The sequence below is a fragment of the Methylobacterium nigriterrae genome, assembly GCF_037106235.1.
In the GTDB taxonomy this organism is placed as follows: Bacteria; Pseudomonadota; Alphaproteobacteria; order Rhizobiales; family Beijerinckiaceae; genus Methylobacterium; species Methylobacterium nigriterrae.
The window spans coordinates 12137-26408 of the sequence record NZ_JBAWTG010000008.1 but is presented as its reverse complement, the minus strand read 5'-3'; the positions used below and the strand labels follow the sequence as shown (position 1 = coordinate 26408).

Annotated in this window: 15 protein-coding genes; 3 read left to right on the top strand and 12 right to left on the bottom strand. The window is 63.5% G+C overall.

From position 1 onward, the window contains the following. Positions 1 to 95: 95 nt before the first annotated feature. The 3 genes from WDW90_RS07160 to rfbF are packed head-to-tail and all read right to left on the bottom strand — an operon-like array spanning position 96 to position 2880. Positions 96 to 980: a class I SAM-dependent methyltransferase gene (locus tag WDW90_RS07160; protein WP_336486653.1), complete on the bottom strand. Its 885-nt coding sequence runs from the start codon at positions 978 to 980 to the stop codon at positions 96 to 98. Beyond that, on the bottom strand, positions 977 to 2128 hold the full coding sequence (rfbG, locus tag WDW90_RS07155; protein ID WP_336486652.1) for a CDP-glucose 4,6-dehydratase: 1152 nt from the start codon (positions 2126 to 2128) through the stop codon (positions 977 to 979). Before rfbG ends, WDW90_RS07160 begins: the two co-directional genes overlap by 4 nt. Next, positions 2113 to 2880, bottom strand: a complete 768-nt coding sequence (gene rfbF / locus WDW90_RS07150; protein WP_336486651.1) for a glucose-1-phosphate cytidylyltransferase — start codon at positions 2878 to 2880, stop codon at positions 2113 to 2115. Before rfbF ends, rfbG begins: the two co-directional genes overlap by 16 nt. A gap of 166 nt (positions 2881 to 3046) precedes the next feature. On the opposite strand from rfbF, the gene rfbH reads away from it, so the two are divergent. After that, the gene (rfbH, locus tag WDW90_RS07145) at positions 3047 to 4399 is read left to right on the top strand and encodes a lipopolysaccharide biosynthesis protein RfbH (protein WP_336486650.1); all 1353 of its coding nucleotides are present in this window, start codon (positions 3047 to 3049) and stop codon (positions 4397 to 4399) included. A 26-nt stretch (positions 4400 to 4425) separates the two neighbouring features. On the opposite strand, the gene flaF is transcribed toward rfbH, so the two are convergent. Next, positions 4426 to 4788, bottom strand: a complete 363-nt coding sequence (gene flaF / locus WDW90_RS07140) for a flagellar biosynthesis regulator FlaF (protein WP_336486649.1) — start codon at positions 4786 to 4788, stop codon at positions 4426 to 4428. A gap of 85 nt (positions 4789 to 4873) precedes the next feature. On the opposite strand from flaF, the gene WDW90_RS07135 reads away from it, so the two are divergent. Next, the gene (locus tag WDW90_RS07135; protein ID WP_431310992.1) at positions 4874 to 5215 is read left to right on the top strand and encodes a hypothetical protein; all 342 of its coding nucleotides are present in this window, start codon (positions 4874 to 4876) and stop codon (positions 5213 to 5215) included. Between the two features lie 16 nt (positions 5216 to 5231). Here the strand turns inward: WDW90_RS07135 and WDW90_RS07130 are convergent, their stop codons facing one another. The 7 genes from WDW90_RS07130 to WDW90_RS07100 form a co-directional block, all read right to left on the bottom strand. Continuing rightward, positions 5232 to 5366, bottom strand: coding sequence for a hypothetical protein (locus tag WDW90_RS07130; RefSeq protein ID WP_336486741.1), 135 nt, complete (start codon positions 5364 to 5366; stop codon positions 5232 to 5234). 89 nt (positions 5367 to 5455) lie between these two features. After that, on the bottom strand, positions 5456 to 5767 hold the full coding sequence (locus WDW90_RS07125) for a hypothetical protein (RefSeq protein ID WP_336486648.1): 312 nt from the start codon (positions 5765 to 5767) through the stop codon (positions 5456 to 5458). 119 nt (positions 5768 to 5886) lie between these two features. Next, the gene (locus WDW90_RS07120) at positions 5887 to 6402 is read right to left on the bottom strand and encodes a metallophosphoesterase family protein (RefSeq protein WP_336486647.1); all 516 of its coding nucleotides are present in this window, start codon (positions 6400 to 6402) and stop codon (positions 5887 to 5889) included. Between the two features lie 162 nt (positions 6403 to 6564). After that, the gene (locus tag WDW90_RS07115; RefSeq protein ID WP_336486646.1) at positions 6565 to 6780 is read right to left on the bottom strand and encodes a hypothetical protein; all 216 of its coding nucleotides are present in this window, start codon (positions 6778 to 6780) and stop codon (positions 6565 to 6567) included. Positions 6781 to 7342: 562 nt separating this feature from the next. After that, positions 7343 to 8485: a response regulator gene (locus WDW90_RS07110; protein WP_336486645.1), complete on the bottom strand. Its 1143-nt coding sequence runs from the start codon at positions 8483 to 8485 to the stop codon at positions 7343 to 7345. Between the two features lie 15 nt (positions 8486 to 8500). Next, positions 8501 to 8869: a response regulator gene (locus WDW90_RS07105; RefSeq protein WP_336486644.1), complete on the bottom strand. Its 369-nt coding sequence runs from the start codon at positions 8867 to 8869 to the stop codon at positions 8501 to 8503. Next, complete coding sequence (locus tag WDW90_RS07100) at positions 8869 to 11295, bottom strand: ATP-binding protein (RefSeq protein WP_336486643.1); 2427 nt, start codon at positions 11293 to 11295, stop codon at positions 8869 to 8871. The genes WDW90_RS07105 and WDW90_RS07100 overlap by 1 nt, the downstream gene beginning before the upstream one ends. 242 nt (positions 11296 to 11537) lie before the next feature. Between WDW90_RS07100 and WDW90_RS07095 the strand changes: the two genes are divergently transcribed. Further along, positions 11538 to 12233, top strand: a complete 696-nt coding sequence (locus WDW90_RS07095; RefSeq protein ID WP_336486732.1) for a Crp/Fnr family transcriptional regulator — start codon at positions 11538 to 11540, stop codon at positions 12231 to 12233. A 15-nt stretch (positions 12234 to 12248) separates the two neighbouring features. On the opposite strand, the gene WDW90_RS07090 is transcribed toward WDW90_RS07095, so the two are convergent. After that, complete coding sequence (locus WDW90_RS07090) at positions 12249 to 13946, bottom strand: SUMF1/EgtB/PvdO family nonheme iron enzyme (protein ID WP_336486642.1); 1698 nt, start codon at positions 13944 to 13946, stop codon at positions 12249 to 12251. Between the last annotated feature and the right edge of the window lie 326 nt (positions 13947 to 14272).

The following is a 14272-nucleotide window of genomic DNA, read 5'->3' as shown; positions in this document are numbered from 1 at the left end:
GCCGGCCTGGCACGGTGCCCGCAGGGTCCGAATGACATTGGTTTGGGCACCGCGAGATGAACCTGTCCGATTTGCTCGGCGTCGTGGCAGAACGGTTATCGCGCGCATATCGCGTGGGTCCCAGGCTTTAGGCGAGCCAGAAGCGAGAAGACATGTCCGGGCTGCCCGCCCGCTACGATGCTATGCGAGATGCACATCAGGGTCTCAAGGCCGGCCTGATCAAGAAGGGTCTCGATTGCGCGCTCGGTGAAGAAGTTGATGTGCTCGTGCCAATGTCGCTTCATACTGGACTTTGACGCTATGCTTATTTCAAGCCGCATCAAATTCTCATGCGGAAGCTCAATATAAAGCAGCGTGTCGCGTGTGAGCACAGGGATAATGTCCGCGATCACGTCGCGCGGAAACGAAACGTGTTCCAGCACATGGCTCAGCACGACCAGATCGTAAGTGCTTGCAGCGACATCATTGCGCGTAACCCGGACTGCGCCACCGACAAGCGGGCGTACCGAGATATCGTAGACGTGATGGCAACCGCACCGGGCGCGGAATGGCGTATTGACACCTGTATCGCCACCCCAATCGAGAATGCGCGGCGCGGCTGACAGGTGTGGCTCCAGAAGTTCTTCGACACGCGGAATGTAATTCGAGCCTGCAAGCAGGAGATCATTGCGATGTCCATAACCTGGCTCGAAGCGCTCCCGGTCCATGCGGTAAGTGTCGCCGCGATAATCGGCATAAAGAGCGCTCATCTCCTCGTCGTCGAACCGCATGTCCAGAAAGATGAGGCCACAGGACATGCAGGCTAAAGTATTGCAGAGCGCGTAGGCACGCCCCGGCGCGACGTCGCGCAACTTCCAATCGGCGGTGATGTCGACGCTCTGCCAACCGAAGACCCGCCAAGCCAGGAACGGCATCACGATAGCTGGCGATCGAGTAAGGGATGCGCCTTCGCAACACACGCATCGCCTGGCAATCTTCATGGCCCGACATCCGGAGTCTGCGCCGGCCAGTCAGTTCCACCGCTTGCGACATCAACGGCTGCGGTCGCGTAGGCAGAAATTTGCTTCGCCGCGAATTCGCGAAGATCAGCGCCTCTGAATTCCGAACGGTAGAACGCAACGGTTGCCTCGAGTGCGGTCGGCAAATCCCAGCGTGGGAACCATCCGAGCGTCTGCCGCGCCTTGCTCGAATCGAGCCGCAGGATGTCGGCCTCACGCACCGGATCTCCGCGATCGGCGCGACACCAGCCGTCGGGCGTGGACCAAAGGCGGCACACCGCATCGGCAATATCGCGAACCGGTCGTTCCGACGCCGGATCTGGACCGAAGTTCCAGGCTTGCCCGGCGAACGTGTCGTCCACGAAGGCGCGCTCGCAGAGGAGCAGGTAACCGCTGAGCGCCTCGAGGACATGCTGCCAGGGCCGGACCGCACCCGGACTGCGTATCTCGATCCTGCGACCCGTCAGGAGGCCGCGGACGAGGTCCGGCATCAGCCGATCTCGCGCCCAATCGCCTCCACCGATAACGTTTCCCGCTCGTGCCGACAGGACCCGGAAACCGCCGCTCACGGCAAACGAGCGCGCATAGGCCGAAGTCAGGATCTCCGCGCCAGCCTTGCTGGCACTGTAGGGATCTGCACCGCCCAGTGCATCACTCTCGCGATATCCCCATGGCCAGGCGCGGTTCTCATAGCACTTGTCGCTTGTCACGATCAGGACGAGGCATGGAGCGCCCGATTTTCGAGCGGCCTCCAGGACGTGCACCGAACCCATCACGTTCGTGGCAATGGTCGAGACAGGATCAGCGTGCGCTTCGCGAACGAGCGCTTGGGCCGCAAAATGCAACACGATCTCGGGCGCGGCCCGATCGAAGGCGGCGCGGACAGCTTCCTGGTCCCTGACATCTCCTCGACCATCCTCAGCCAACGTGAGACCGAGGCCGCCGAGATCACCAAAGAGGCTCCGCCCGCTCAATTCGCCGTTCGAGAAGCCGAATACCCGCGCGCCGAGAGAGCCGAGCCAGAGCGCCATCCAGGTGCCCTTGAAGCCAGTATGGCCGGTGAGCAGAACACGGCGATTACGCCAAAAGCGTTCGCTCGGAAGATCGGCGCCTGTCACCAGCGCTTCCACGGCGCTTCGCCCCTGGCCCAAAGATCCTCCAGCTGGATCTTGTCTCGCAACATGTCCATGGGATGCCAGAACCCATCGTGGCGGAACGCGAACAGGCTGCCTTCCTCGGCAAGCGTCTCCATCGGCTCCCGCTCCCAAACCGTGCTGTCGCCCTCGATCCGGTCGAGCACGCGCGGGGACAGCACGAAAAATCCGCCGTTGATGTAATCCTTGGCGTCCGAAGCCTTTTCGCGGAACCGAGTGACCTGCTCCGCATCGAGCGCGAGTGCCCCGAAACGGGCCGTCGGTGAAACGGCCGTCACCGTAGCAAGGCCCGAATGCCCGCGGTGGAACTCGATCAACGCGGCCAGATCCATGTCGGTCAGACCGTCGCCATACGTCATGCAGAAATCATGATCGTCAAGGTGATGGCGAATTCGGCGAAGCCGCCCGCCAGTCATGGTCGCTTCACCAGTTTCCACCAGTGTAATTCGCCACGGTTCACTGGCATTACTATGAACTATTGTTTTATTTTCTGACAAGTCGATCGTTACATCCGATACGTGAAGTAAATAATTCGAAAAGAATTCTTTAATCATGTACCCCTTGTAGCCAAGACAAATTACAAAATCATTCAAGCCAAATGATGAGTAATATTTCATAATATGCCAAATGATCGGCTTGCCGCCAAGTTCGACCATCGGCTTCGGACGGATCGTAGTTTCCTCGCCGAGGCGCGTACCACGGCCTCCGGCCAAGATAACGACCTTCATGGCGGACATCCCCCTCCCGATTACCTTCGCCTAGGGCGCTCGGTCGAGAAAGGCAAGGGGAGGCCGCCGCGCTGCGGTGCGGTTGCAGGTGGCCTGTGGCTGTCATAACGCTTCGCACGACCGCGCGAGACGCGGAACAGACGAGGGGACCGGGGGAACCTCACCGATGACGGACGTTGCTGAGGACGGGTACGGCGATCGCTTCGATCGATCGACACCGGAAGCGCTTCGCGCGGAGATCCTACGTCTCGTCGCGGCCTACAGCGAAGCGGCACATCAATCACAGCCCTTTCGACCCGGTGTCTCGCCGGTACCCGTTTCGGGACGCGTCTACGGTGTCGGAGAAATGCAGCTCCTCGTTGAATCGGCATTGGATTTCTGGCTGACGACCGGACGGTTCAACGAAGCTTTCGAAGCGAAACTCGCTCGCTATCTTGGCACGCGTTACCTGATGACCTGTAATTCTGGCTCATCGGCCAATTTGCTTGCCGTCACCGCGCTGACGTCTCATCTCCTCGGCGATCGACGTCTAATCCCCGGTGACGAGGTCATTACATGTGCGACCGGCTTCCCGACGACGATCAACCCGATATTGCAGAACAATCTCGTTCCGGTATTTCTCGACGTCGATATACCGACATACAACCTCAATGTCTCGGGGCTTGAGGCCGCCCTGTCGCCGAGGACCCGAGCCGTTGCGCTGGCTCACACGCTTGGGAATCCCTTCGACGTTGCTACGGTGACCGACTTCGCGCGTCGGCACGATCTGTATCTCATCGAGGATTGCTGTGACGCCCTTGGCGCCACCTACGACGGCGCCAAGGTGGGAATGTTCGGTGATGTCGGAACTCTCAGCTTCTACCCGGCCCATCACATCACGATGGGCGAGGGAGGCGCCGTCTTCTGCCAATCAAGCCGTTTGAAACGAGCGCTGGAATCGCTGCGCGACTGGGGCCGCGACTGTTACTGCGCACCAGGACACGACGACACCTGCAAGAAGCGGTTCGGCTGGGCCATCGGCGAATTGCCGTACGGATATGATCACAAATACATCTACTCGCATCTCGGCTACAATCTGAAGATCACCGACATGCAAGCGGCGGTTGGTCTTGGGCAACTCGACAGGCTCGACGCCTTCATAGCGGCCCGCAAGCGCAATTACGGGCATCTCAGATCGGGCCTCGCAGGAATGGAGGATCGCCTCATCCTACCGGAAGCGACGCCCGGCAGCGATCCCTCGTGGTTTGGATTTCCGATCACGCTACGCGATGCAGGACGGCGCAATGCGCTCGTCGAATTCCTCAACGGTCGACGGATCGGCACGCGTCTGTTGTTCGGCGGGAACCTGACCCGCCAACCCTACATGCGTGAGCGGAGCTTCCGCACCATTGGCGATCTTGCTGCGAGCGATCGCGTCATGAACGACACGTTCTGGATCGGCGTTTATCCCGGCCTCGTTCCAGATGCCATCGGCTACATGATCGATGCGATCGGCGATTTCTTCGCGGGACGTGCGTGAATCCCGGACATCCGCAGGACACGGCCTCACCGGCCGTGCAAACCTGCGGCGAGGTTGTGGTTGATCGAGATCAGCGCCGAGAGTTTGTCGGCCTTCGGTTCCGCCATGGTATCGATGATGCGCCTGAAAACGAACACGGCGAGATTCGCCAAATTTTGCTTGACGTCGGGCGGCAGCGGATTGTCCGCCTCCGTCGCGGCCGAGGCGAGAATCGTCCATACTTTCTGGTTAAAAACGAGCGCCTGATTGAGGGCCGGCGCCTGATTCGCCCAATCGTCGCGAACGCTCTGAAGCTGACGCGCCGCCTTGATCAGGACAGCTGCTTCGGCCTCGCGCGGCGACATCGCGACCTGCGAGACCCTCGCATATGCGCTCGCACCATAGGACATCGACGCCTTCCCCCCAACAGCGCGGCCGTTTCCACGAATCACCGCACCCGAGGCTAGACAGCACCGTCTTAAAACAAGGTAATGCGTGATCCTGCCGCATTCGTGCCGACAAGGTCCGTCAGGAACCTTGAGCGATCGCGCGACGGAAATCGGAAACGATCAGACGCGGGAATCCGCCGGGATGATGAATTTTGTGCTCGGTTTGGTCGCCGGTGGCCTGATCGCCTGCGTAGCAACGATCGCGGCAGCCCGACATCCGGAGGTTCAGATCCGGTTGGGTTTGCGGGCGCAGGGGCCGGCCGTCGTGATGCCAGGACCCGTGCTGCGCCCCGAACCCTGCTCGCCGAAGGCCGTGGACGCGCCGAAAGTCGGTAGTCCCGAGATGCTGCTGTCGAAGCGCCGCTTCTGGTCGGTTGCTCCGCAGTAACGGCGCGGATGTGGGTTCAGACGCTGCTGAGCAGGAACATCAGCATGGTAGTGGCGACGGTGGTGCTGAGGAAGCCGCACAGAGCAGCTGCGAAGGACGGGCCTGTGGCGGCCATCGCTTCGACGGCGACGACTTTGGTCTGAGCAGTCATGGCAGCAGCCTCTCTCGCGACTCGATCGCCGCATCTGATGTGGAAGATGTCCTGAATGGATCCGGTCGGGTGTGCGTGGCCGCACGCAGTCAGTCGCAGCGGTTCACGCGCTTCGCTGCGCGCAGCGCGCGCAACTCGCTACGTAGATCGATGGCGATGACGCCCGCGCCGCAATCCTCGAAAGCGTCCCGGGCTTCGTTGTAGCGGTCGCCGACTTCGTCAAGAGTATCGCAGACGCGATCATGGTTGCCGAAGCGCGCCTCCTGCCGGGCCTGGAAGCGCAAGGCATTCGCCTCATCGACTTTGCGCTGAGCCTCCAGGCATGATGGCAGAGCCGAGGCAGGGACAGCACAAGCAATCAGGCTCAGCCCGACAAGAGCTGAGAGAGTAGCCTTCAACATGGGGCACCGTAGACTTGGTCACGCGAGCGCGCGTCATTTGCACAGCCTAAGTTTAAAAACGCTCGATCATCGCCTGTTCAGGTGCAGAAACGGGGCAGCCGTCGGGATGGTTCCGCTCGTCACTCAAGCTTCGTTCGACGGCGGCGCGACGCGAGGATCGTCGCGAGGTGGACGGGGTGGAGGCGCTGGGCATCGACGCCGACATCGTACTGCCGGGGGATCGGCTTAAGCCGCCCATGAGAGTGACCGTGCAGATTCACGGCGCCCCGGCCAATCCCGTTCCATGTCCGGAAAGCGTAGTGGCACAGAACGAGGCGCCGGTCATCGACGGCGATCTCGGCATAATGGCCGACGGCCGCCCATCCCGGCGCCTCGATCGTCCCAGGCCCATCGTTGTTGCCGATGATCAGGCGCTTCGTGCCGTTCAGGACATCGAGGATCTCACGCACGCGCTCGGCAGGTGGGCCGAGCGCGAAATCCCCGAGATGCCAAACCTCGTCGTCGGGACGCACGATGGCGTTCCAGTTCGCAATCAGGGCAGCGTCATGAGACGCGAGGTCAGGGAAGGGCCGTCGGTCGAGACGCAGGACCCGCGGATCGCCGAAATGAGTGTCGCTCGTGAAGAAAATCGCCATCCGCGCCTCGTGTGCCCGGGCGGAACAACGCGGACGCTGCGCGAGAGATGCTGCGCCAGTATGGAAAGCCGCACCGGGCTGGGCCAGACGCTCGTGCCGACAAGTCTCGATCAGCCTGCTCGGTTCGTCGAGGCACCGAGCTTGTTCGGGCCTCGTGCCGATTCAGTTCAGATAGGTCCGGATCCATATCGGCGCGAGCAGATCGCCGTCCGACGTGACGATCCAAGGTTGCTTGTCCGGATCGTCGAGCGCTGCAGCCGCTGCGGCGATCGCCTCCCGCAGGCTGCCGAACCGCTCAGGCTGAGCGGGCGAGAAGCACGCGGGCATGGCGTGCCATATCTTGAGATCGGCGGGCCGTTCGAGGGCTTCGGTTTCCATGTTCAATCATCCTGCTTCGGCTTGAAACGACCGGCATCCCGGGTGCCTCGACTCGCATCGGAGCAGGCAAGCTGCGAGGTGAGCAGCGCCTACGCGTCGCCGCTGCTTCGACCGATCCTGGTCTGGGACGATCGGGCATTGGGCCGGCTCCCGCCGCGATGAAGGGCGAGTTGCCGATCGAGCTCGCGTAGGACCCAACTCTTGGCTCGCATTTCGCTCGACCGCTTCATCGCGACCTCCTTACCGGGTACGCGCGGCAGATGAGGGGGCCGGGACCTCGATCGTCACGTTGTGGCCGGTACGGGGATCGAAGATCGTGAGGGTCATGGGAACCTCCTGACGTTTCGATGCGACTATTCCACCGAGCAACTCCCCCGACTGTGACGCACCTCACCCTCGCAGTGTCAGCCTCATGCGGTCTGGGATGCCATGAGTCAGGCGGGGCGTATGATCGCCATTCCGGGTTAGCCTCGAAGGCACGCCCGGGAGATTTCTGCGCAACGCTGCACGCGCTCGCCGATGATGGAGTGACCACGGGATCGGACGAAGGTTCGGCCCGGCTTCAATCACTCGTGGCGCGCAAGGCCACGAGATCGTAGGCTGTGACCGGCCGGTAAAAGCCCTTCAGCTTCAGCTGACCGAGCGGCACGGTCTCGACGACGCGCTCGGTCAGGTGCTGCGTGCGCTGGCTCACGATGATCTGGCCGGATGCCGCCTCGTCGCAAAGGCGCGAGGCGAGATTCGTCACGCTGCCGAATGCCCCGTACTCGAGCCGGCCCTCGAAGCCGAATTGGCCGAGCGTCGCGTAGCCCACAGCGATCCCGATGCCGAAGCCGATTGTGTAGCCGCGCTTGTCCCACTGAACCGAGAGCGCGGCGATCCGGTCCCGCATCGCCAGCGCCATTCGGGCGGCGCGCACCGGGTGATCGGCGCAGGGCAAGGGATCGTTGAAGAACACCATGATGCCGTCGCCGGCGAAGTGCTCCAACGTTCCCTCGAATTCCGAGATGATTTCGCCTGTTGCCGCATGATACTCGCGCAGCACCTGCAGAGCGTCCTCGGGCGCTGCCGTGTCGGTGAAGGCCGTGAAGCCGCGCAGGTCGCAGAACACGACCGAGATCTCACGCCGGTGGCTCTCAAGAAGTGAGCGGTCGTTTCCCTCGGCCGCAATCAGGTCGGCGATCTGCGGAGACAGGAAACGCCGGAGCCGGCCGATCCGCTCGATCTCACCCACCTGCGTCTCGACCCGCTCGGCGAGCAGAGTATTGTAACGGGCGAGTTCGGCCTTCTGCGCTTCCAGCGTCTCGGCCTGAGCACGAACGGTGTCATTCAATGCCTTGATGCGCAGCATGGAGCGCACCCGCGCCATGAGCGCCGCATGCTCGTAGGGTTTTGTCAGGTAATCGTCGCCGCCGGCATCGAGACCGCTGACGATGTCCTTGGTCTCGGCCCGCGCAGTCAGGAGGATGACCGGCACGAATTTGAGCGTCTCGTGACGCTTCAGCTCGCGCAGGACGTCGATGCCGCTCAGCTTCGGCATCATGATGTCGAGAAGAATGAGATCGGGGTTCGTCTCCTGGGCTCGGGCGAGCCCTTCCTCACCATCTCGCGCGGTAACCACCTCGTATCCGCCTGACTCCAGCCGGACCTTCAGGATCTCGAGGTTTTCAGGAGCGTCGTCGACTGCAAGAATGCGGGCCGGCATGGTGAGCCTCCGCGGTCAGGGTTCGTTGAGGATCTGCCGTACCAGACCGAGGATCTTCCGCGGACTGAACGGCTTCGCGACGTAGGCGTCGCAGCCTGCCGCGAGCGCCTTGCCCTCGTCGCCTGAGAGTGCGTAGGACGTGACGGCAACAACCGGGATATGGCGCGTCGACGGGTCGGCCTTGAGGCGGCGCGTCGCCTCGTACCCGTCCATGACCGGTAGCTGGATGTCCATCAGCACGAGATCCGGCTTCTCCTGAACCGCGAGTTCCACGCCGCCGCTCCCGTCCGTCGCCTCGAGCAGCGCGTAGCCAGCGCCCGTGAGAAGATCGCGCAGGATACGGCGGTTGTCCTCGGTATCCTCCACGACCAGGATGCGTTTCATCAAGCCGCCTGCCTTTCCTCACTGGCCCGGATCGGCAGGATCACCCGGAAGGCAGCGCCCCGCCCGACTTCGGATTCCACCTCGATCCGGCCACCATGCAGCAACACAAGCTTTCGGGAGATCGACAGGCCGAGTCCCGTTCCCCCCTGCTTGCGCGTGCTGGAGCTGTCAATCTGCTGGAACTCATCGAAGATGCGCTCCTGATCCGCCGCGGCGATGCCTGGGCCGGTATCGGTGACCGTGACGGTGAACCAGCCGCCCGAAGCCGTTGCGGTGACCCGGACTGAACCTTCTTCCGTGAACTTGATGGCATTGCCGACGAGGTTCATCAGCACCTGGGTCAGACGTCGCTCGTCCCCCTGCCCCACCGGCAGCCCCTCCTCGGTCTCGACGGTGAGCGCCAAGCTCTTGTTCTGTGCCAGCGACGCGGCCGCATCGGCGACCGATTGGATCATCGCCGGCATCGAGTAGTCCTGGAAGCTCAAGGTCAGAGAACCCGCCTCGATCTTGGTGAAATCCAGGACATCGTTGATCAGGCTGAGAAGGTGCCGGCCATTGATCTGGATGCGCTCGAGCGCATCGAGCGCCCTTTCGCTGAGCGGCCCGTAGAGTCCATCTACCAAGAGTTCGGAATAGCCCAGCACGGCGTTGAGGGGCGTGCGGAGCTCGTGGCTCATATTGGCGAAGAATTGCGTCTTGTGCAGGTCCGCCGCAGCGAGTTGGCGGCCTTTCTCGTCGACCTGATGGAAGAGGCTCGCATTGCGGATCGCCAGCACGGCCTGATGGGCGAAGGTTTGGACGACATTTGCCGAGGCATCCGTGAAGGACCCGCTCTGTCCCCGCATCAGCAGCACGAGGCCGAGCGGACCTTCGACATCGGCCAGGGGAATCACGAGGCCGGCGCGAAAGCCGTGCGCGTCAAGGTTAGCCGGTCGGATCCAGGACGCGCCGGAGAGGTCAGGTATTTCGATCGTGCCCTGAAACGGTGCTGCGCTGGGAAAAAACTGCTCCGCCTCCGGCTGCAGACTTCTCAGGCTGTCCTCCGGAGCAGAGTCAAGCTTGCGGGATCCTGCCAGAGCGAGCGTCCTCGACGCGGCGTCGATCAGATAGATCGCACCGGCCTCGGCGCCTGTGAGGGCGACGGCCCGCGCCGCGATCGCCGCGACAACCTCGTCGAGGTTCAGGGATGACACGATGGCGCGGCCCGCTTCCTCGAGAGCCTTGAGCTCGTCCACGGAACGGGCCAGGGCGCGTGTCCGCTTCTCGATCTCACCCTCGAGGCGCGCATAGGATCCCGAGAGTTGGTCGGCCATGTGGTTGAAGCGGTCGGCGAGGTGCTCGAACTCGTCACCGGTCCGCAGCTCGATGCGATGGTCGAACCGGTTCGCGGCGAGATGTTCGGCGCCGGCATGGAGGGCGCGGATCGGCACGATGAGGCGGCGAGCCAGCACGAGGCTCGCGCAGATCGCAACCACGAGCCCGAAGGCGAGCAGGGATGCGAGGCGCAGAAGAAGATCGCGGATCGGTGCGAACGCTTCGATGAGCGGCTGCTCGACGATCACGCGCGATGGCAGCGTCGCGACAGCGGCTTGGGACGCGATCACGAGCCGCCCGCTCGGATCGCGTCCGGTCACGCCCGCCTCGCCAGCCGACGCGGAAACCTGGGGAAGCGTGCCGATCTCGTCCCCGACGGCGAGAGGACTCTTGGGGGACCGCGCGACCACGCGCTCGCCGTCACCGGCCAGGTAGGCGGAGCCGCTCGCTCCGGGAATGCCGGAAGGAAACGCGCCAGATAGGCCGTCGAGGCTGACTTGCGCCACCGTCACGCCGGCGTCGATGCCGGAATGTCGAATCGACAGGGGCGCGAAGGGTTCAGCACCGATGAAATACGGCTTGCCGAAACCGGCATGCCCCGACAGAGCCGTCACGTCCGGCAGATGGTCAGGCATCGGCGTGCTGCTGCGACGAACGCGGACCTGCTCGCGGCCCTTGCCGTCGACGAAGGCGAGCGCCAGAACGGATGGTGCTTGCTGAAGGAGCAGATCGTAGTCGTCGCGGTGCTGCGCCAATGTGACGGCGCTTGCGCGCGTCACCCAACTCACCTGGCGCTCAAGTTCGGACAGGGCGTCCTGCATCGCGGATGCGGCCGCCGCGGCGTAATCCGCCTGTGCCCGGGCGACACCGGTCCTGGTCTGCCGATACAGGATCCAGGTTTCAACGACCGCGTTGATCGATAGGACGAGCGCGACCAAGCTGACGAGGGTCAGCACGTATTTCCGAAAGAGGCTGCCGCGCCAGGACGGTTTGAGCAGGACGTGCTTAGCGATACGGGCTCGCAAGTTCATGGAGGCGCCCTGTGACGGCGCCGTTCTCCATCCGACGCACGCCCCCCCATCATGCCCTCCGTTGACCGAGAAGCCCGACACCGATCTTTCGGCAACCAGCGCGCCGGTCTCGATTTGGGAATGTCGGCTTACCCGGAGACCGACGATATAACATTCGTGAATGAGGGACCGTGGGCGCACTTCTAAGCAGGCCGTGCGGGCTTCGCCGCAACGGCTCGCCGGGTCTCGCACCGTGCTCGTCCGTGACGCGGGCCCGCAGGTGCCGAGGCCGACCGTTCGAGGCGACTTGACAGGTCGGGCCTGGACTGCCGTCGAGGTCAATGATGACCAAAGTCTCCGATTTCAGCGTCCTTCTCCGGCTCAATCCGCTGTTCTCCGATCTTGGGCCCAACGTGATCGACGCGCTCGCGGCGATGTGCACGACCCGGACCCTGCGTGCAGGCGAAGTCCTGTTCCGCGAGAACGATCCGGGCGACGCACTCTACGGCATCCGCCGCGGCGAGGTGCTGATCGAGACCGGTACGGCCTCTGGCAAGCGCGTCCTGCTCAACACGCTCGGATCGGGCGACCTCTTCGGGGAGGTAGCGCTTCTCGACGGCCGGCCGCGCACGGCGGACGCTGTCGCGGTGGAGGCGACCGAGCTTTTCGTCCTGCGCCGATCGGATGTCCTCGCCTATCTCGCCCGCGAACCGGCCATCGCCATCAAGCTGATCGAGTTGCTCTGTGCCCGCGTCCGCTACATCGCAGGCCAGATGAACGAGATGACCGTGCTTCCCCTCGCGACCCGCTTGGCGCGGCGCCTCACCGTCCTCGCCGAGGATTTCGGCAGCGAGATCCAGATCTCGCAGGAACAACTCGGCGCCTATGTCGGCAGTACCCGCGAGAGCGTGAACCGGCAGCTTCAGGCATGGCGGAAAGCCGGACATCTCGACCTCAAGCGCGGCTGCATCCTGCTGCGGGACAAGGAGGCGCTGTCCCGCCATGCGGGCCATTCCGACGGTGTCGACGCTCGCTGGTGACACCGGCCCTGGGCGTCACGGCGTGGTCCGGACGACGCGAAAGCCGTTGGCGTAATACCGCACATCCGCATCGTACCGGAAGCGCGCCGAGGGTTTGACGTAGCTCGCCGCGCTGTCGAAGGACCCGCCGCGCAGCACCCGCTGACTGCAATTGCCGCGCATCCATGCCTTTCCGTCCTGGGGAGCTCCGCGGTAATCGTCGTTCCAGCAATCCTCGACCCATTCCGCGGCATTCCCGGCGAGGTCGAACAGTCCGTATCCATTCGGTGGGAAATGCCCGGCTTCGAGGATCTGGGGGCTGGTGCCCGGACGGCAGTCTCGGCAATTCGCCTTCGCAACGCCGACCTGCGGTCCCCAGGCAAAGGCTGATCCCGTTCCGCCATGGGCTGCATATTCCCATTCCGCCTCGGTCGGCAGGCGGTAGGTCTGATGGGTCTTGGCAGAGAGCCAGCCGGCATAATCCTTGGCATCGTACCAACTGACGTTCGTCACGGGCTTGTTGCCCGAACCGGGACCAGCCTCTGGCGGCCGGAACTTGCAGGCGCCGCTCTCGACACAGCGATTCCACTCGTCGACTGTCGTCTCGTAGCGCGCGATCGCGAAGGGCTTCGCGATGGTGACGCGGTGGACCGGGCGTTCGAAGGGCGCCGCGCTGGACCCCATCTCGAAGGAGCCCGCGGGCAGCACAACCATCTCGGGACAGTCGCCACAGTCCCGAAAAGACTGCCCCGTCTGCGAAGCGGCCGGAGGAACGGGTGCCGGTGGCGGCAGCGCGGCCAGTTGCGGCTGCGCCGGTGCGGGCGGTGTCGGCGGCGGACTCGGAGCCACGATTGGAGAGGCCGATGATTGCTGGGCGGGTGCTGCGGCGGGAGCGCGCTGGCGCCCGGTGCGCGGCTGCGCGGCATCGTCGGGCGCCCGCACCACCGGGCCGGGTGATGACGGGATGCCAGCGGCGGTCGGCTTGGAAAAATGGAACTCCTCCATGAGGGAGGATGCCACCCAGGGGACCTGCTCAGCGTTCGACGCACGCGAAACGCCCATCCGCGTATGGGCGAAGGCCTCTTCCGCCGTGAGGTTGGGCGTGCGCAGTTCCTTGAGCAACTCACCCATGAAGAGGCTCAGGTCTCCGCTTCCGTCCCGCACCACCTTGCCGGGAGGCGCTGCGAGGAGGACGAGGGTTCCCTCGGGTGCATCGACGGGCGCAAGACCCGCGGACGAGGCACGGAAACGGCGCTCGTAAGGATTCGATCGGGCAGCGTCGACGATCGCGATCTTCACCTGGGCGCCACGGCGATTCATCTCCGTGAGCACGGTATCGAGGTTGATGCTGTCGCGGCGCGTCTCGGTCTCCGACCAGATCTGCGCATTGACCGGGAGGAGGTAGCTCTGGCGCCCGACCTGGATCCCGAAGCCGCCGAAATAGAAGAGCGCCGCCGATCCAGCATTGATCTTTGCGTAGAAGGCATCCAGTGCGCTCTGTGCATCCTCCCGCGTCAGGTTCTCGCGCAACTCCACGTCGAAATCATTGCGCCGCAATTCATCGGCAAGGGATCGCGCGTCCTTGCCCACCGTCGGCAGTGGAACATTGGCGTCTGGATAACGGACGTTCGCGATGAGCAGGGCGAACCGCCGTGCCGTGCCCGTGGTTCCCTGCGCGGAAGCCAAGTCGGCGAGCAGCAGGGTGACGGCGATCAACGCCAACCGGACAAGCATGGTCCGGGCTCTCCGAGCCGCAGGACGAACCGTCGCGTCGCGCGCGCCTCGACCGTCGCTCCGAGCGTCGGATTTTCTGGCGGCCGTAGGGCAAAATCTCTTGGACATCAATCCTATCATCGGGGGCGGCCTGAGGATCATCCATCTCACCGAGACCACCGATTCTAACGTGACGAATCGCCGGGCATAGAGCTACGGTAGCCTGTTCGACGGGTATTGGTATTCTGGGTACGCGCCCATCGCCAGTAATTACAACTTTTTGGGTATGGAGATTGCTCTTTTTAGAGGGTCCTACGCCTTTTTTCCGGCTCGGCGTGCGGCCACGG

Excerpts from the sequence above, each read along its gene's own strand:
- WDW90_RS07090 (WP_336486642.1), bottom strand. The coding sequence starts at position 13,946 with ATGCTTGTCCGGTTGGCGTTGATCGCCGTCACCCTGCTGCTCGCCGAC.
- WDW90_RS07115 (WP_336486646.1), bottom strand. The coding sequence starts at position 6,780 with ATGGAAACCGAAGCCCTCGAACGGCCCGCCGATCTCAAGATATGGCAC.
- WDW90_RS07110 (WP_336486645.1), bottom strand. The coding sequence starts at position 8,485 with ATGCCGGCCCGCATTCTTGCAGTCGACGACGCTCCTGAAAACCTCGAG.
- rfbH (WP_336486650.1), top strand. The coding sequence starts at position 3,047 with ATGACGGACGTTGCTGAGGACGGGTACGGCGATCGCTTCGATCGATCG.
- WDW90_RS07125 (WP_336486648.1), bottom strand. The coding sequence starts at position 5,767 with ATGTTGAAGGCTACTCTCTCAGCTCTTGTCGGGCTGAGCCTGATTGCT.
- WDW90_RS07105 (WP_336486644.1), bottom strand. The coding sequence starts at position 8,869 with ATGAAACGCATCCTGGTCGTGGAGGATACCGAGGACAACCGCCGTATC.
- WDW90_RS07130 (WP_336486741.1), bottom strand. The coding sequence starts at position 5,366 with ATGACTGCTCAGACCAAAGTCGTCGCCGTCGAAGCGATGGCCGCCACA.
- WDW90_RS07160 (WP_336486653.1), bottom strand. The coding sequence starts at position 980 with ATGAAGATTGCCAGGCGATGCGTGTGTTGCGAAGGCGCATCCCTTACT.
- flaF (WP_336486649.1), bottom strand. The coding sequence starts at position 4,788 with ATGTCCTATGGTGCGAGCGCATATGCGAGGGTCTCGCAGGTCGCGATG.
- WDW90_RS07120 (WP_336486647.1), bottom strand. The coding sequence starts at position 6,402 with ATGGCGATTTTCTTCACGAGCGACACTCATTTCGGCGATCCGCGGGTC.
- WDW90_RS07095 (WP_336486732.1), top strand. The coding sequence starts at position 11,538 with ATGACCAAAGTCTCCGATTTCAGCGTCCTTCTCCGGCTCAATCCGCTG.
- rfbF (WP_336486651.1), bottom strand. The coding sequence starts at position 2,880 with ATGAAGGTCGTTATCTTGGCCGGAGGCCGTGGTACGCGCCTCGGCGAG.